Below are 15,624 nucleotides of genomic sequence, written 5' to 3'. Positions count from 1 at the left end.
TCTCCTCTGTGCGAACGCTCGGCCCACACAATGCTGTTTCAAGGGGAGGGAGCCAGGCTCCCGAAGCACACTTCAGATCAGTACGCGGGTCTGGGTGGCTGATAGCGGGAGAAAACCGGTGCATCCGGTGGCTGTAACAGATAGGTATGGCGGTGCACGTCCGCCGGTCGCAACAGCACCATCGGACTGCTCAGTACCAGCGCGCTGCCCTGAGCACAGTGGTCGGCGCAGTCAGCTTGAAGATTGTCGCAACAAGCCGCTTCATGAGGCTGCTCCAGATGGCAGCCGCTGCCCGAAGGCTGATGCGCAGTGATCATCGGTGACACGCAGTGATTACTGACAGGTTGCTGCTCGGCGGGAAGCGCCGCCTGAACCAGACTGAACAGCTGCAGCACCAGCACAGCCACCAGCATCAGAGCCACAAGGGCCTGAGGGCGATGGGAGTCAAAATGGTCAGTGCGGGTCTGAAACACGTCGGATTCGTCAATTGAGATCTCAGTGCCTAAGGTACCCACAAGCAGTCACGGGTTCAATGCTGCTGAGAGAACCGCTGGTACTAAGCTTTCTCCATGCTGGTATAAGGCCATCCATCCGGCACCAGAAAAAAACGCTTTGTCTCGCGCCATACACCGCTATTTCCATCCTGCCCCAACTGTGCAAACAGCTTTGGTGGGCCTCCGGCCGCAATGCGAGCGGCCTGCTCAAGCGCCAGCGCGCCATCCGGCCGGCACGTCTGATGCCAGGGGCCCAGCCAGTCAGGCTTGTTCAGCTGCACACTGGTTTCCAGCCGTAATTCACTTACCTGCGATGCTCGCAGCCAGTCGCCACGCAAGTGGTTCTCCGACACATTGGGCGGCAGCGGCAGCGCACTCTGCCCGGCTGGATAAAACAGGTACCCCGGCATCAACAACCGTGATCGTGCCGGCTGCGGCAACCCTTGTTCAGCCAGCATAGTCCGCGTGGCGGGCTGTTCAGCCATCTTCACCTGATGACCAAGCAGGCGCTCGGTTTTCAGATCCAGCCGATCACGGCTGTTGGGGCCGTACCAGTACGGGTCATCAGCCCCGGCCGCCAGATAGAATTTCACCGCGATTTCATGATGCTCTACCTCACCGCTGACCGGGTTGCGCAGGAGAAAATCCAGCTCTCCCAGTGTATGACCCTGTTCACGCACCTGAAGGTTGTGCCCCAGCAACTCCCAGCCCAGTACTCGAGTCATCAGACAGGCATACAGCTGCTCGAAGTACAGGCCAAGGCGCAGCTCTGCCGCCGTATTCAGTTGCTGCAGCAGGTCCGGGCATTGCGCCAGACGATCGATACGCTGTCTGTAGTCCTGCGGCAGCGCTGCTGTCAGGTCAAATACTCGCTCATGTCTTAACAGTGATGGCGCCCGGCAGAGCCAGTGCATATGGCGCAGGCTGCGCGGCAGGGACTCAATTTCGCTTGCCTTGTACATCAGCTTCTCCGCAGGCCCGGGCTCTTTATTCGGCATCATAGCCCATACTGATTCAGGTTTGCGGTTATAGTGATATGTCAAAAAACAAACCAGCTGATACATTATCCCGGTTCGGTTCTGCACCGTGCCGCTGAAACAAGCGTATCAATTTGACAAAAGGCCCCCGCAACACCGGCTCGATTCACTAAGGGTGAACCTGCCCGGCTTGAAATGAGGACACATCATGTGGGACCAACGCTACAGCAGTGACACCTTCGTCTACGGCACAAAGCCCAATGACTTTCTGGCCGAGCAGGCTCATCGCATACCGGCCGGCACCGTACTCTGCCTTGCCGAGGGGGAAGGGCGCAATGCGGTCCACCTGGCCGGGCTGGGTTTTGAAGTCCATGCCGTCGACCTTTCATCGGTGGGACGCGACAAGGCACTGAAGCTGGCACAACAGACCGGTGTTGATATTCGCTATGACGTGGGTGATTTGGCCCACCTGGAGCTGGGCGAAAACCGTTGGAGTGGCATCGTTTCCATCTTTGCCCACACGCCTTCAACCCTGCGCAGGCAGCTGCACGGCAAGATAGCGCAGGCTCTCAAACCCGGAGGCGTATTCATCCTTGAAGGTTTCAGCCTTGACCAACTGGCCAGCAGCGGCACGGGTGGGCCACAGAACCCCGACATGCTGATGTCACTGCACGAGCTGCGTGAAGAGCTGTCGGAACTTGACCTGCAGATTGCGCAGGAGGGGATCCGCCGCGTTGATGAAGGCGAGCTGCATCAGGGTGAATGCTGCGTGGTACAGATAGTGGCGGTGAAAGCCTGAAATATACAAACGCTATCTGAACGATAATTTTTAATAAATTCCATTGATTCGAAGTGCTCTGCAGAGTGGGTCCGTTACGTATAGTGCCTAACCGGTACATCTTTAACTGAATTCACGGCGCGTTAACAGGAAGAACATTCAATATTGAAACTCTTTTCAATCCCAAGAGCACTGCAGCAACATGCCCCCCCAAGCGGCCAGCATGATGGACAGCCGTCATACCCAGATGCAAACCGGACTGAGCCATATTCGTGAGGCCGGCAGCGCAATGCGGCAGGAAAGTGATCACCTGGGTCGGCTGGCGGCCAAATTCAGGTTGTAAATACTGATTTCGATCCTTTCCGTTATACTCCTGCGCAACAATACGGAGCAAACCGACAGGAGAAACCCCCATGCGTTGCCATGAAGTGGATTACGAGCTGATCGGCTCGGAGATGCAGCTGGTTGAAGTGGAGCTTGACCCGGGCGAGACCGTCATCGCCGAAGCCGGGGCCATGACCTATATGGAAGAGGAGATCGCCTTTGAAACCAAAATGGGCGATGGTTCCAATCCCGACGAGGGCCTGATGGGCAAGCTGTTCTCCGCCGGCAAGCGTGTATTTACCGGCGAATCGATCTTCACCACTCACTTCAGCAACCGCGGCAGCCACAAGCGCCGGGTCGCCTTTGCCGCGCCCTACCCGGGCAACATCGTGCCACTCAACATGGCCCTGCTGGGCGAAAAAGTGATCTGCCAGAAGGATGCCTTCCTCTGTGCTGCGCTGGGCACCCGCATCAGCATCACCTTCAACCGTCGCATCGGCGCCGGCTTTTTCGGTGGTGAAGGTTTCATCCTGCAGAAGCTGGAAGGCGATGGCATGGCCTTCATTCAGGCTGGCGGCACCGTGGTGGAAAAGAAACTGAACGGCGAAACCCTGCGCGTGGATACTGGCTGTCTGGTCGGCTTTACCGAAGGAATCGACTACGACATCCAGCGCGCCGGCAACCTTAAATCGATGGTGTTTGGCGGTGAGGGTCTGTTTCTGGCCACACTCAGAGGTACCGGCACTGTCTGGCTGCAAAGCCTGCCGTTCTCACGCATGGCCGACCGCATCCTGGCCCATGCTCCATCCAATGGTGGCAAGGATCAGGGCGAAGGTTCGGTGCTGGGCGGTATTGGGCGGGTGATTGGCGGGCGCTGAGTAGAGCTTTATTTATCCAGTACACACAAACTCGCCTACTACCCGATACCGATGGTCTTCGTCATCACTCAACTCAATGGGCAGGAAATGCTGTCCACTGTGATCAGATTGTGACCAAGCCGGAATTCAGACTGTGCAAGCTTTTCCACGCGCGCCGTAGCTCAGCTGGATAGCGTAGCTGTTCCGAAGGAACTCAATGAGATAGGGAGAAGTAAAAAATGGCGCGCCTGGAGGGATTCGAACCCCCGACCAACAGGATCGGAACCTGCTACTCTATCCAGCTGAGCTACAGGCGCGTAATAGAAGTGTTTGCGGCCCATATAGTACGGATCAGAGCCGTGTTTGCCAAGCGAATTCTAATCCCCCTGCCATCAGTCAGGTGATCTCTGCGACTAAAAGGCAGGTATAAAGTGGCACGGGAATGCTTCAACTCAATTTCCGTATGGGCTTTTTTGCCGGTATAATCCCGGGTCAGATTTTTGTGTGCGCAGTCATGTCTGCATCGGGTCCTGCCTCCACGGCATTTTCGACCGTCAGCCAGGCATCGCTGCCCCGCCAACTTACCAAGTGATGAGGTCGTGACTGTGAATAAATTTGCTGCAAAAGCTGCATCTGCACTCTGCGCGTTTGGTCTGGGCATGGCCCTGACTGTATCGGTTCAGGCTGCTACTCCTGCTGAAGAACAAATCATCGAACGCATCAAGCCTGTCGGTTCGGTCTGCGTTGAAGGCGACGAGAACTGTGGCGGTGCCGCTGCTGTTGCCGCCGCTGGCAGCTCTGCCGGTGGCCGCTCTGGTGAAGATGTATACAAGGCCAGCTGTGCAGCCTGTCACGGCACCGGCGTACTGGGCGCACCCAAGTTTGGCACCAATGAGATGCAGCTGCGTCTCGACGAAAAGGGCATGGAAACCCTGTTGACGCATGCTCTTAATGGCTTCAATGCCATGCCACCGCGCGGTACCTGCTCAAGCTGTTCCGATGAAGAGATTCAGGCGAGCATCGACTACATGCTGGAAAACTGATACCTCTCGGGTACTTTGACAAGGGCTGCTTCGGCGGCCTTTGTTGTTTCTGACCGGCACGGATTGCCGGCCAAATCTGATTCAAGGATGACGTTCATGTTCAAACCTGCCTCTGCCTTGCTGCTTGGACTTCCTTTCGCTCTGCAGGCAGCCCCGGCATCTTCGCACACCCCCATGCTTGCCACCTCGATTGGTCCTGACGTTGTGCAACCTGAAAGTCTGCATGACTGGCTGGTCAGTGAAAAATACGATGGTGTGCGCGCGTACTGGGATGGTCACCGGCTTTACAGCCGCAGTGGCTATCCGATCAAGCCACCCTCCGCAATTACGCAGAACTGGCCCGACACCCCGCTGGAAGGCGAGCTATGGATTGGCTATGGCCGTTACAGCGAGGTCGCAGCCCTGATCAATCGCCATCAGACAACCCCTGATGACTGGCAGAATGTTCGTTTCATGCTGTTTGATCTTCCACACTGGCCCGGCACTTTCCGCCAGCGCTCGGCTCGGCTTGAAGCCTTGATATCGACAACTGAAGCCGCCAACCTGGTGGCGATTCACCAGCACAGTGGGCTGGATCAGCCGGCTCTGGAAAGAATGCTGGACGCAACGATCAATCGCGGCGGCGAAGGGTTGATGCTGCACCGGGGCAGTGCCCTGTATCAGTTCAGCCGCAGCAGTGACCTGCGCAAACTGAAACGGCATCAGGATGCCGAGGCCATTGTGGTGGCTCATTTGCCAGGCAAAGGCAAATATGCGGGTATGCTGGGTGCGTTACTGGTCGAGCTGGAGGATGGGCGTCGTTTTCGCCTCGGCACCGGTTTCAGCGACGTAGAACGCGCTGAGCCTCCCCCCGTTGGCAGCCAGGTCACCTTCCGTTATGACGGGTTGACGACGCATGGGCTGCCACGTTTTGCCCGTTTTCTGCGAATACGTCGATCTGAATGACATCGCTCAAGCTCAGGGTATGCCTGTATATGGTTTTCATTCACGGGGTAACGTAGGATCAGTGTCTGTAGGGTCGACTTCTGAATGCGATAACCATGACACTTTCCAGTCTCACCATTGCCCCCTTCCGGTTGTGCAGCGCACTGTTTTTGCTGCTGCTCAGCATGCCCGTGGTTGCACAAACACTGGTAATCGCGCAGATCAGCGATCGGCCCAAGAAGGATTTTCGCCAGCTGCGACCGATGGTGCAGTTCATGGCAAAAGAACTTGAGGCGCATGGCTTCCGCCGCGGTGAAGTGCGCCTGTTTCCGGATTATGAGCAGTTGAGTGCTGCCATCAGGGCGGGCGAGGTTCACTGGGTGACAGAAACACCGTTGACCGCCGCACGCCTGGTGCAGGCAGAACTGGCAACACCATTGCTGCGCAAATGGAAACGAGGACAACGCTCCTACCAGAGCCTGATCTATGTACGTGCTGACAGTGATATCAACACACTGCAGCAGCTTAAGGGCAAAACAATTGCACTGGAGCATCAGGACTCTTTCAGCAGCTACCTGCTGCCCCTGATGGCGCTGCAGGCGGAAGGACTTAAACCACTCAAACTGGACAAGCCCGGTCAGCTCCCGCCTGCAGATCAGGTGGGTTATCTGTTCAGTCGCAATGAGAAGAACAATGTTCTCTGGGTCGACAAGGGCGTTACGGCCGCGGGAAGCGTGAACGATGGAGACTGGACAACGCCCGGCCGACTGCCTGCCGGTTTGACCGAAAAGATGCGAATTATCTACCGCTCAGAGCACTACCCGCGCGCATTTGAGCTGGTGACGCCGGCGCTGGCGCCCGCTGCCGCCCAGGCACTGGCACAGCGGCTGCTGACGCTTGATGACGAGCACAATGCACTACTGCAGCGCTATGAGCAGACCAGCCGCTTTGAACACGCCAGCGCAAAGGATATGCAATTGCTGCAACAGCTCTCTACCGGAATAGCGCCATGAAGCCACTGCGTTCATTGGCTGATCGATTGACGCTCAGTTTTGCGCTCGTTGCCTGTGTGCTGGTGGCGATTTTGATGCTGATTCTGCTGTCGGCATTCGGGCGTTTCAACCAGTTCACAACCGAAAGCGGCCAGCGCCATCTGTCCGAGGTGCTCAAAACTCAGCTGGAACAGGATGCTGCCCTGCTGGCCGATACCCTCAGCGCACAGCTGGATATCCCGCTGTATCACCTGGACCTGACCGAGATCGGAAAGCAGCTGCGGCAGGTACAGGCCCAGCCGGGACTTGATTATGTACTGCTGTTCGACCATGAGCTCAAACTGGTACACGATGGCTCAGAAGCGGTAGCCGACTACGGCCGCTCACTGGAAAGCCTCACCCAGGTTCCGGGCGATGCGGAACAGGCCTGGGTGGGCAGCACTCTGCACCTGCTCAAGCCGATACAGGTTTCTCGCCAGACTATCGGTCAGCTGGCACTGGCGGTGGACTTTACCCGTGCACTTGAAAATCTGACCGCGCACAGCCATGCCATCTCGGCAGAGGCTGCGCAGAAACAGCGGCAGCTGGCAGGCCAGCTGGTGATGGGGTCTGTGATCCTGCTGTTGCTTGCACTGCTGTTTACCTGGCTGTTCTGTCGCCGTCTGTTCCGCCCACTGCGTCAGTTGGCGGACAAAAGCCTGCGCTACGGAGAGGGTGACAAAAGCGTCAATTTTGGCATGACACAACAGGATGAGCTGGGTCAGCTCGGCAACGCACTGGAACAGATGCGGCGCAGCCTTGAACAAAGCCATCACCAGACCAACCAGCTTGCCTACCTGGACAACCTGACACAGCTGCCCAATCGACACTGGTTCCAGCAATCACTGGAACGGCTGCTGCAGTATGCGGAGCGCAACGGGCAGCGACTGGGAGTGGTGTTCATCGACCTGGATCATTTCAAGGAGGTGAACGATACCGCCGGTCACGACATGGGCGACCTGCTGCTGTTCGAGGCCGCTGCCCGACTGCGCAACCTGTTGCTGGAACTGGATGTCTGCGACCCGGAAACCGGTGAAGTACTGCTGGCACGCCTTGGCGGTGACGAATTCGTAACGCTCTATCCCGCACCCGAGCGCAGTGACCAGGTAGCCGAGCTGGCTGGCAAGGTTGCCGAGACCCTGGACCAGCCATTCCTGATCGATGGGCGCTATTTCAACATCTCCAGCAGCATTGGCATTACCCTCTACCCTGATGATGGCATCAGCAGCAGCGAGATCCTTAAAAACGCGGATATCGCCATGTATGCCGCCAAGCAGAGCGGCCGCAACCAGTACGCCTTCTTCTCGCCGCAGATGAATCAGGCACTGTCCGAGCGGCTGGAGATCCTGCAAGGCGTTCGCACGGCACTGGCAGAGTCCCAGTTTCATCTTGAATACCAGCCGGTAATTGATCTGCGCAACGGCCGTATCCGGGCCGCTGAAGCCCTGCTGCGCTGGAACCACCCAGAACAGGGCCTGATCTCGCCGGCACGCTTCATTCCGTTAATCGAAGATTCGGACCTGATGGAACCGGTTACCCGCTGGGTCGCTCACCAGGCCATCCATGATCTACTTGAGCTGCAAACGTTGTATCCCGGTTTTGTCATATCGATCAACATCTCCGGGGCCGCGTTGCATCAGGCCAGCACCCGGGAGTTTCTGACCGATCTGATCCAGAAGCAGGGCGTGCCGCCTCACTGCCTCAGTATTGAACTGACCGAGACCAGCATGATCCGTCATCTGGATGACTGCCGCGACACCCTTACACAGTGGAAAGATGCCGGGATCAACATCTGGATCGATGACTTCGGTACCGGTTACTCCTCACTGAGCTACCTGCATCAGCTGCCGATTGACGGTCTCAAGATCGATCGCAGCTTTATTCGTGAGCTGAGGCCCGAGTCTGATCACTCGCTGGTCGAATCGATCGTGACCCTGGCCCGCAGCATGAAACTCAAGACCGTGGCCGAAGGGATCGAAACCGACTCCCAACTGGCCTGCATCACCGCGTTGGGCAGCCACTATGGTCAGGGCTTTGGCCTCTATCGCCCCATGCGTTACTCATCCCTGAAACCGTTGCTGGAACAACAATGTACCGAAACCTGCTCCTGAGCGGCCTGCTGCTGGGTAGCCCGGCACTGGCGATGGATCTTGAACTGAAGACCGACCTGGAATACAGCCGCAGTCCCGAAACCCGTGAAATCCAGTACAAGAAAAGCGGCGCTTTTGATGAACTGGACGTAAAGCGCAAAACCCGCTGGGAAAGCAAATCCCTGCTCACACTGGGATTTTGGGAAGGTGAGCGCTGGGAGTGGCAGGGTCGATTGGGGATGAACTACCGCCGCACACAGGACATGAGCCTGGAGTTTCGTGAAAACGGCTCACTCAAGAACGACAAGAGTCGAACCGAGTGGCGTACCACACCCGTTATCGGCGCTGGCTTTCGGTACGATATCGGCCGTGCGCTGGGTGGCTACCGCTGGCGGCTGGACGGCTATCACGATCGTTTTATCGATGTAGCCTACAAGGCCACCAGCGTTGCACCGGATGCCAATCCCCGCAGTGGCCGCGGTACAGGGTATGAGTCGAAGCTACGCTTGAACGGCGAATACATGACGCCGATCAGCAGCCTGTTTCTGCAGCCCCGGCTGGAGGTAAAGCATCAGTATTTCAGCCAGTGGCATGACAGTGCCCGTGGCCGTGACGAAGCGGCCGAACAGGAGTTGCAGTACGAGGCCAGCCTCTGGCTGAACTGGATTCCGCCGCTGGATGGTTGGGAGCTGACTCTGGGCCCTACCTGGCAGCTGGAAGACAAGGCGGAGCGGGATCGGGACAGCCAGCAATGGAGCTGGGAAGACGAGGAGCGCTGGCTGGGACAGATCCGACTGGAATACGAGTCGCCCATGCCGGGGTTTGAATTCGAGTTCAAGATCGAGCGCCACCTGAACGGGCCCGATCGACGCGAGATGAAGTATCAGGCCGAGCTCAGCTACGAGTTCTGAGCCCGGCCTCAGCCGGTTTACAGACGCACTTCAATCCCGTGCTGGCGCATGTATTCCTTTGCCTGCGGGATGGTGTATTCATTGAAATGGAAGATCGAGGCTGCCAGAACGGCATCGGCCTTGCCCAGGGTGCAGCCTTCCACCAGATGGTCCAGATTGCCCACACCACCCGAGGCAATAACGGGCACATGCACCGCTTCACTGATGGCACGGGTCACGCCCAGGTCGTAGCCGTTTTTGACACCGTCCTGATCCATTGAAGTGAGCAGAATCTCGCCGGCACCATAGTCGACCATTTTCCTTGCCCATTCCACCGCGTCCAGTCCGGTCGGCTTGCGGCCGCCGTGGGTGAAGATCTCCCAGCGGTCGGGTTCGCCCGGCTGGCTGACCTTCTTGGCATCAATCGCCACCACGATACATTGGCTGCCAAATCTTTCCGCCGCTTCGCGCACGAAGTCGGGATTGGTCACCGCCGCGCTGTTGATCGACACCTTGTCGGCACCCGCATTGAGCATGGTGCGGATATCCTCGCAGGTACGAATGCCGCCCCCTACAGTCAGCGGAATGAACACCTGAGACGCCATTTTCTCCACGGTATGCACCATGGTGTCGCGGCCTTCATGGGTGGCGGTAATGTCGAGAAAGGTGATCTCGTCAGCGCCCTGTTCATCGTAGCGCTTGGCCACTTCTACCGGGTCGCCGGCATCACGAATATCGAGGAACTTGACCCCTTTCACCACGCGGCCGTTTTCCACGTCGAGGCAGGGGATGATGCGTTTTGCCAGAGCCATCTCGTGTCCTCTTACTTGGCAGTCAGCTGATCGCTCAGCGTCTGGGCCTCGGCCACATCCAGCGTGCCTTCATAGATGGCACGGCCGGTAATGGCGCCCAGAATACCCTGGTCAGCCACCGCCGCCAGCGCCTTGATATCGTCGATATTGGTCACCCCACCGGAGGCGATCACCGGAATACCGGCTTCACGCGCCAGCTCCACGGTGGCGTCCACGTTCACGCCCTGCATCATGCCATCACGGCTGATGTCGGTGTAGACAATGGCACTGACGCCATCGTTCTTGAAGCGCTTGGCCAGATCAACCGCCTTCACATCGGTGACTTCGGCCCAGCCATCGATCGCCACATAGCCGTCCTGTGCATCCAGGCCCACAATGATGTGGCCCGGGAACCGCTTGCACATTTCAGTCACGAATTCCGGCTCTTTCACCGCCTTGGTGCCGATGATGACGTACTCAACGCCGGCATCCAAATAGGCCTGAATGATTTCGGCAGAACGGATGCCACCACCGATCTGGATCGGCAGGTCAGGGTAGGCCTCCGCAATCTTCTTCACGATCTCGCCGTTGACCGGTTCACCGGCAAAAGCACCGTTCAGGTCAACCAGATGCAAACGACGGCAGCCGGCTTCGACCCATTTGGCGGCCATTTCGACCGGGTTGTCAGAGAATACGGTGGAGTCGTCCATGCGCCCCTGACGCAAACGAACACAGGCACCATCTTTAAGGTCAATCGCGGGAATAATCAGCATATCGGGTCAGGTCCAGAATAATCAGTCAAAAGTTGTCAGGCGAATGTTTATTTCAGGGGCGGCCATCCCAGTTGAGGAAGTTCTGCAGCAGCTGCAGCCCCACCTTCTGGCTTTTCTCGGGATGGAACTGCACCGCAAACACGTTATCGCGCGCGATCGCCACATCGAAGTCGACGCCGTAGTTACAGGAGGCCGCCACCAGCTCGCGCTGTTTCGCCTTTACGTAGTAGCTGTGTACGAAATAGAAACGACTGCCATCTTCTATGTTGGCCCAGAGCGGATGATCCTGAGTCTGGTAGACCTGATTCCAGCCCATGTGCGGCACTTTCAGACGCTCGCCGCTGGCATCTTTCAGGTCGTTGCCAAAGAAATTGACCCGACCCTCAAACTCACCCAGACAGTCGACACCGCTGTTCTCTTCGGAAAACTCCATCAGTGCCTGATAGCCGACACAGATACCCAGAAACGGCTTGCCCGACGCGATCGCTTCACGCACTTCGGCATCAACACCCAGGCGGCGGATCTCGGCCATACAGTCACGAATTGCCCCCACACCGGGCAACAGAACACGGTCCGCACTGCGCACCTGCTCCGGGTCAGCGGTTACCCGCACCTCAACACCGGGCTGAACATGCTCCAGCGCCTTGGCCACCGAGTGCAGGTTACCCATGCCATAGTCGATTACTGCAATACTGCTCATGACTTACAGGCACCCCTTGGTGGAGGGCATAATCCCTTCGCCACGCGGATCGAACTCCAGCGCCATGCGCAGAGCACGGCCGAACGCCTTGAAGACGGTTTCAGCCTGATGATGGGTGTTCTTGCCTCGCAGGTTATCGATATGCAGCGTCACCTGAGCATGGTTGACGAAGCCGTGGAAGAATTCACTGAACAGGTCAACATCGAAACCGCCCACACGGCCACGGGTGAAATCCACATGCATTTCAAGGCCGGGACGGCCGGAAAAGTCGATAACCACACGGGAGAGTGCCTCATCCAGTGGTACATAGGCGTGGCCGTAACGACGGATGCCTTTCTTGTCGCCCACCGCCTGCTTGAACGCCTGACCAAGGGTAATGCCGATATCTTCCACGGTGTGATGGTCATCGATATGCAGATCGCCGATGGCACTGATCTCCAGATCGATCAGGCCATGCCGGGCGATCTGATCCAGCATGTGATCCAGAAAAGGCACACCGGTATCCACATCCAGCTGCCCGGTGCCATCAAGGTTGATTGCAACACTGATCTGGGTCTCCAGCGTGTTGCGGGTTACCTGGGCTTTGCGCTCGGCCATCTTTCTCTCCGCCATGGGTTTTACCAAAACGATCATTATACATTCAACCGTCGCTTAACGGCAGGCTCATTGCCAACTGACAGAATCTGCCGCTGAGTTCCGCTATACTCGAATTCAGTTTAAACCCCAGGGAAAACACAGGGCCAATATATGAAAGCGATCAAGCTGATAGCCGTTATCTTCCTGCTGATCATTGCACTGCTGGTGGCGGCCGCCATCGCTGTGGTGACGCTGGTTGATCCCAATGACTACAAACCCCAGATCCGCGCTGCAGCGTTGAAGCAGGCCGGTATCGAGCTGGATATCGCCGGTGATATTGGCTGGTCCTTCTACCCCTGGCTGGCACTTGAGCTGAACAATGTTGGCGTGGGTTATCCTGAAAAACCGTCACTGGGCCAGCTTGCCCGGGCCGAAATTTCGGTCAGCATTCCGGCACTGCTGGGTGGCCAGCTGCAGATGAATCGTATTCTGATTGATGGCCTGCAGCTGGAGCTGGTACAGACCGCTGAAGGCAACAACTGGACAGGTGCAGCGGCAGAGAGCAGTACCACCTCACCATCACAGGAAGTGACCGAGTCTTCGGCAACCGCTGACCCCGGCAAGGCCCTTGAGATCGATATCGAGGCGATTGAGCTGAGCAACGCTGTACTGACCTTTACCGATCAGACCAATGACAGCCGCATCGAACTGAGTGACCTTAACCTGACCACTGGCCGCGTCAGTCTGGACCAGGCATTTCCGCTTGAGCTGAGCTTTGCCCTGCGCCAGTTTGCCGCCGACCAGCTGCAGCTGAGTACTCAGGCCAAACTGGATGCTGACATTACGCTGGACCTGGCCCAGAACCGCTACCGTCTGGACAACCTTAACTCCACCCTGAAGCTGATCGAGGGTGCGGCTGTTCCCGCAGCACTCGAGTTTGCGCTTGCTGCCAGCATCGATGCCCATATCAACGAGCAGCAGGTGGACATCACCGGCCTCAGCCTCAAGGCGGACCCGCTGACCCTTAACGGTGACATCAAACTGCGCAACTTCAGCCAGCCCGAACTCAGCGGCTCTTTGCAGAGCAACAGCTTCAACCCGAAGCAGCTGCTGACTCAACTCGGTCAGAGTGCACCGGAAACGGCGGACAGCAACGCCCTGACCAGCGCCTCCTTCAAGGCAACCCTTGGCGGTCAGGCCGGTACAGTACAGCTCAAACCGCTGACTCTGCAGCTGGATGATACCCGCCTGGACGGTGAAGCCAGCTTTGTACTCGACTCTCAGGTGATCGCACTCAAACTCAAGGGCAACATTCTTGATGCAGATCGCTATCTGCCACCGGCAACCGGCTCAGCCGCCAAAGGGTCGGACGGCACCGGCACCGACAGCAGCTCAACGGCTCGCAGCACTGGCTGGCCCAAAGACGAGATCATTCCACTGGAGCCCCTGCGCGCGCTGAACCTCAGTGCTGACCTTGATCTGGACAGTCTGAAGGTCAACGGCATCAACCTGAGCAAGTTCGGCTTGAGCCTGAGCGCTGACAACGGCCTGATTCGCCTGACCCGTTTCAGTTCCAGTGTGTTTGATGGCCAGGTCAATGCGACCGCTCGCATCGATGCGCGCAAGACACCGCTGCAACTGAGTGTCAGCAAACAGATCAGCGGTGTGCAGATCGGCTCCGTACTGCAGACACTCGCCGATACCGATGTGATGGCTGGCAAGTTCAATGCCAAGGCTGACCTGAGCATGAGCGGTCAGTCTATCCACGCCTGGGTCAACTCCCTCAACGGCACAGCCAATCTGGGCATGGCCGAGGGCCTGATCAAGGGGATCGATGTGGCCCAGTCCATGTGCCAGGGCATCAATAACCTGTCGGCACTGTGGATCAACGCCGAGCAGGTCGACAAAACCACCCCCTTTGCCGATCTGGGCGCCAATTTCAATATCCGCAACGGTGTGGTCAGCAATCAGGATCTCAAGGCCCAGCTGGATGCGATGGCACTGGCAGGGCGCGGCAGTATCAACCTGCCACAGCAGACGCTGGACTATCGAGTTGGCCTGACCATTGAAGACAACCTGTTCAACCAGAGCTGCTCCGTCAATGATCGTCTCGAAGGCGTTGAAATACCGGTCAACTGCAAAGGCGGTTTCTACGATGAGCCTGCCAAGTTGTGCCGCCTGGATACCAGCTTCATCTCTGACATCATCAAGGCGGAGGCCCGCCGCAAGGTTGAGGAAAAAGTCGGCACTCAGGTGGAAGACAAGCTGAAGGAGAAGCTGGGCGAAGAGGGCGCTGGCGTGCTGAAGGGGCTGTTTGGTCGATGACAGCAGAGCAGTTCCACAACGCCGTGCTGGCATGGTTCGACCGGCACGGTCGTCACGACCTGCCCTGGCAGGCCGAGAAAACCGCCTACTTCACCTGGATCTCCGAGATCATGCTGCAGCAGACCCAGGTGAAGACGGTGATTCCCTATTTCCAGCGCTTTGTGGAGCGCTTCCCGACCGTGCATGATCTGGCGGATGCCGAGCAGGACGAGGTGCTTCACCTCTGGACGGGGCTTGGCTACTACGCCCGTGCACGCAACTTGCACAAGACCGCCCGCATCGTCAGCCGTGAGCTGAGTGGAGAATTTCCGCACAGTGTCGAAGAGATGGAACAACTGCCCGGCATAGGCCGCTCAACGGCGGGTGCCATTGTGTCGATCTCGACCGGACAGCGAGCCGCCATACTCGATGGCAACGTCAAGCGGGTACTGGCACGCTTTTACGCCGTGGAAGGCTGGCCCGGCACACCCTCGGTGATGAAAGAGCTGTGGGACTATGCCGAGTACAATACCCCTTATGAACGGGTGGGTGACTACACTCAGGCAATGATGGACCTGGGCGCAACGCTTTGCACCCGCAGCAAGCCGAGTTGTCTGCTCTGCCCGCTGCAGCAAGGTTGTGAAGCCCGTGGCCTGAGCCTGACTGACCGCTTGCCGTCCCCTCGGCCGAAGAAAGTACTGCCGGTGAAACAGACGCTGATGCTGTTGATCCGCAATGAAGAGGGCGAAATCCTGTTGCAGCAGCGGCCGCCCAGCGGTATATGGGGTGGTCTCTGGAGCCTGCCTGAGGTGGCCGATCTGCGCGATGTACAGGCTGCGTTGGGACTTGAGCTTGATACAGCCGCGACCGAAGTGTTCGAGCCGATGCGCCATACCTTCAGCCACTACCATCTGGACATCACCCCGGCCCGAGTTGCGGTGAAAGACCCCACAAACTCTGTCATGGAAGGTGTGCCAGCACTCTGGTATAACGTGGACCAACCTGCAAATATCGGACTGGCCGCCCCGGTCAAGCGCCTGCTTGAACGCTACGCCAGCTGAAATCGGAGACA

The 15,624-nt window shown here is 57.7% G+C and carries 16 protein-coding genes and 1 tRNA gene; 10 read left to right on the top strand and 7 right to left on the bottom strand.

Annotated elements, in window-relative coordinates; all coding sequences use genetic code 11:
* Positions 1-77: 77 nt before the first annotated feature.
* Together ABIE60_RS13255 and ABIE60_RS13250 are read right to left on the bottom strand one after the other, a co-directional pair.
* Entirely contained in the window at positions 78-473 is a 396-nt protein-coding gene (locus tag ABIE60_RS13255) for a hypothetical protein (protein WP_354469999.1), read from the bottom strand.
* Between the two features lie 83 nt (positions 474-556).
* Positions 557-1,456 (bottom strand): DUF1853 family protein, encoded by a 900-nt coding sequence (locus tag ABIE60_RS13250; protein ID WP_354469998.1) that lies wholly within the window; start codon positions 1,454-1,456, stop codon positions 557-559.
* Between the two features lie 223 nt (positions 1,457-1,679).
* Here ABIE60_RS13250 and ABIE60_RS13245 point away from each other — a divergent pair, with 223 nt between their 5' ends.
* From ABIE60_RS13245 to ABIE60_RS13235, 3 genes are all read left to right on the top strand, one after another.
* Positions 1,680-2,270 carry a class I SAM-dependent methyltransferase gene (locus ABIE60_RS13245; RefSeq protein WP_354469997.1) on the top strand — a complete coding sequence of 197 codons (591 nt, stop codon included), beginning with the start codon at positions 1,680-1,682 and terminating at the stop codon, positions 2,268-2,270.
* A 181-nt stretch (positions 2,271-2,451) separates the two neighbouring features.
* Positions 2,452-2,592: a hypothetical protein gene (locus ABIE60_RS13240; RefSeq protein WP_354469996.1), complete on the top strand. Its 141-nt coding sequence runs from the start codon at positions 2,452-2,454 to the stop codon at positions 2,590-2,592.
* Positions 2,593-2,662: 70 nt separating this feature from the next.
* Positions 2,663-3,451, top strand: coding sequence for a TIGR00266 family protein (locus tag ABIE60_RS13235; RefSeq protein WP_354469995.1), 789 nt, complete (start codon positions 2,663-2,665; stop codon positions 3,449-3,451).
* A 219-nt stretch (positions 3,452-3,670) separates the two neighbouring features.
* Here the strand turns inward: ABIE60_RS13235 and ABIE60_RS13230 are convergent.
* Positions 3,671-3,747, bottom strand: a tRNA-Arg gene (locus ABIE60_RS13230).
* Positions 3,748-4,035: 288 nt separating this feature from the next.
* On the opposite strand from ABIE60_RS13230, the gene ABIE60_RS13225 reads away from it, so the two are divergent.
* The 5 genes from ABIE60_RS13225 to ABIE60_RS13205 all read left to right on the top strand — a co-directional run bounded on the left by ABIE60_RS13225 (position 4,036) and on the right by ABIE60_RS13205 (position 9,429).
* Entirely contained in the window at positions 4,036-4,473 is a 438-nt protein-coding gene (locus ABIE60_RS13225) for a c-type cytochrome (RefSeq protein WP_354469994.1), read from the top strand.
* Positions 4,474-4,569: 96 nt separating this feature from the next.
* Complete coding sequence (locus ABIE60_RS13220; RefSeq protein WP_354469993.1) at positions 4,570-5,418, top strand: DNA ligase; 849 nt, start codon at positions 4,570-4,572, stop codon at positions 5,416-5,418.
* Positions 5,419-5,513: 95 nt separating this feature from the next.
* The gene (locus ABIE60_RS13215) at positions 5,514-6,410 is read left to right on the top strand and encodes a phosphate/phosphite/phosphonate ABC transporter substrate-binding protein (RefSeq protein ID WP_354469992.1); all 897 of its coding nucleotides are present in this window, start codon (positions 5,514-5,516) and stop codon (positions 6,408-6,410) included.
* Positions 6,407-8,539, top strand: coding sequence for a putative bifunctional diguanylate cyclase/phosphodiesterase (locus tag ABIE60_RS13210; RefSeq protein WP_354469991.1), 2,133 nt, complete (start codon positions 6,407-6,409; stop codon positions 8,537-8,539). The genes ABIE60_RS13215 and ABIE60_RS13210 overlap by 4 nt, the downstream gene beginning before the upstream one ends.
* Complete coding sequence (locus ABIE60_RS13205; RefSeq protein WP_354469990.1) at positions 8,518-9,429, top strand: hypothetical protein; 912 nt, start codon at positions 8,518-8,520, stop codon at positions 9,427-9,429. Before ABIE60_RS13210 ends, ABIE60_RS13205 begins: the two co-directional genes overlap by 22 nt.
* A gap of 17 nt (positions 9,430-9,446) precedes the next feature.
* Here ABIE60_RS13205 and hisF read toward each other — a convergent pair whose 3' ends face one another.
* From hisF to hisB, 4 genes are read right to left on the bottom strand one after another with little or no spacing between them, the layout of a single operon-like run.
* Positions 9,447-10,220 (bottom strand): imidazole glycerol phosphate synthase subunit HisF, encoded by a 774-nt coding sequence (hisF, locus tag ABIE60_RS13200; protein ID WP_354469989.1) that lies wholly within the window; start codon positions 10,218-10,220, stop codon positions 9,447-9,449.
* Between the two features lie 11 nt (positions 10,221-10,231).
* A complete protein-coding gene (gene hisA, locus ABIE60_RS13195) occupies positions 10,232-10,972 on the bottom strand; it encodes a 1-(5-phosphoribosyl)-5-[(5-phosphoribosylamino)methylideneamino]imidazole-4-carboxamide isomerase (RefSeq protein WP_354469988.1) in 741 nt (246 codons plus the stop codon).
* Between the two features lie 52 nt (positions 10,973-11,024).
* Positions 11,025-11,672 carry an imidazole glycerol phosphate synthase subunit HisH gene (hisH, locus tag ABIE60_RS13190; protein WP_354469987.1) on the bottom strand — a complete coding sequence of 216 codons (648 nt, stop codon included), beginning with the start codon at positions 11,670-11,672 and terminating at the stop codon, positions 11,025-11,027.
* Between the two features lie 3 nt (positions 11,673-11,675).
* The gene (hisB, locus tag ABIE60_RS13185; protein ID WP_091827547.1) at positions 11,676-12,269 is read right to left on the bottom strand and encodes an imidazoleglycerol-phosphate dehydratase HisB; all 594 of its coding nucleotides are present in this window, start codon (positions 12,267-12,269) and stop codon (positions 11,676-11,678) included.
* Positions 12,270-12,419: 150 nt separating this feature from the next.
* Between hisB and ABIE60_RS13180 the strand changes: the two genes are divergently transcribed.
* Together ABIE60_RS13180 and mutY are read left to right on the top strand one after the other, a co-directional pair.
* Positions 12,420-14,573 carry an AsmA family protein gene (locus tag ABIE60_RS13180; protein ID WP_354469986.1) on the top strand — a complete coding sequence of 718 codons (2,154 nt, stop codon included), beginning with the start codon at positions 12,420-12,422 and terminating at the stop codon, positions 14,571-14,573.
* The gene (gene mutY, locus ABIE60_RS13175; protein ID WP_354469985.1) at positions 14,570-15,613 is read left to right on the top strand and encodes an A/G-specific adenine glycosylase; all 1,044 of its coding nucleotides are present in this window, start codon (positions 14,570-14,572) and stop codon (positions 15,611-15,613) included. Before ABIE60_RS13180 ends, mutY begins: the two co-directional genes overlap by 4 nt.
* Positions 15,614-15,624: the final 11 nt, after the last annotated feature.

This window comes from Marinobacterium sp. MBR-109 (assembly GCF_040547565.1).
GTDB lineage: Bacteria > Pseudomonadota > Gammaproteobacteria > Pseudomonadales > Balneatricaceae > Marinobacterium.
Note: the sequence above shows the minus strand (reverse complement) of the source record. Positions and strands in the feature narration are given on the sequence as shown.

What these genes read in the sequence shown, in the direction of transcription:
- ABIE60_RS13250 (WP_354469998.1), bottom strand. Translation starts at nt 1,456, where the DNA reads ATGTACAAGGCAAGCGAAATTGAGTCCCTGCCGCGCAGCCTGCGCCAT.
- ABIE60_RS13245 (WP_354469997.1), top strand. Translation starts at nt 1,680, where the DNA reads ATGTGGGACCAACGCTACAGCAGTGACACCTTCGTCTACGGCACAAAG.
- ABIE60_RS13240 (WP_354469996.1), top strand. Translation starts at nt 2,452, where the DNA reads ATGCCCCCCCAAGCGGCCAGCATGATGGACAGCCGTCATACCCAGATG.
- ABIE60_RS13235 (WP_354469995.1), top strand. Translation starts at nt 2,663, where the DNA reads ATGCGTTGCCATGAAGTGGATTACGAGCTGATCGGCTCGGAGATGCAG.
- ABIE60_RS13220 (WP_354469993.1), top strand. Translation starts at nt 4,570, where the DNA reads ATGTTCAAACCTGCCTCTGCCTTGCTGCTTGGACTTCCTTTCGCTCTG.
- ABIE60_RS13215 (WP_354469992.1), top strand. Translation starts at nt 5,514, where the DNA reads ATGACACTTTCCAGTCTCACCATTGCCCCCTTCCGGTTGTGCAGCGCA.
- ABIE60_RS13210 (WP_354469991.1), top strand. Translation starts at nt 6,407, where the DNA reads ATGAAGCCACTGCGTTCATTGGCTGATCGATTGACGCTCAGTTTTGCG.
- ABIE60_RS13205 (WP_354469990.1), top strand. Translation starts at nt 8,518, where the DNA reads ATGTACCGAAACCTGCTCCTGAGCGGCCTGCTGCTGGGTAGCCCGGCA.
- hisF (WP_354469989.1), bottom strand. Translation starts at nt 10,220, where the DNA reads ATGGCTCTGGCAAAACGCATCATCCCCTGCCTCGACGTGGAAAACGGC.
- hisA (WP_354469988.1), bottom strand. Translation starts at nt 10,972, where the DNA reads ATGCTGATTATTCCCGCGATTGACCTTAAAGATGGTGCCTGTGTTCGT.
- hisH (WP_354469987.1), bottom strand. Translation starts at nt 11,672, where the DNA reads ATGAGCAGTATTGCAGTAATCGACTATGGCATGGGTAACCTGCACTCG.
- hisB (WP_091827547.1), bottom strand. Translation starts at nt 12,269, where the DNA reads ATGGCCGAGCGCAAAGCCCAGGTAACCCGCAACACGCTGGAGACCCAG.
- ABIE60_RS13180 (WP_354469986.1), top strand. Translation starts at nt 12,420, where the DNA reads ATGAAAGCGATCAAGCTGATAGCCGTTATCTTCCTGCTGATCATTGCA.
- mutY (WP_354469985.1), top strand. Translation starts at nt 14,570, where the DNA reads ATGACAGCAGAGCAGTTCCACAACGCCGTGCTGGCATGGTTCGACCGG.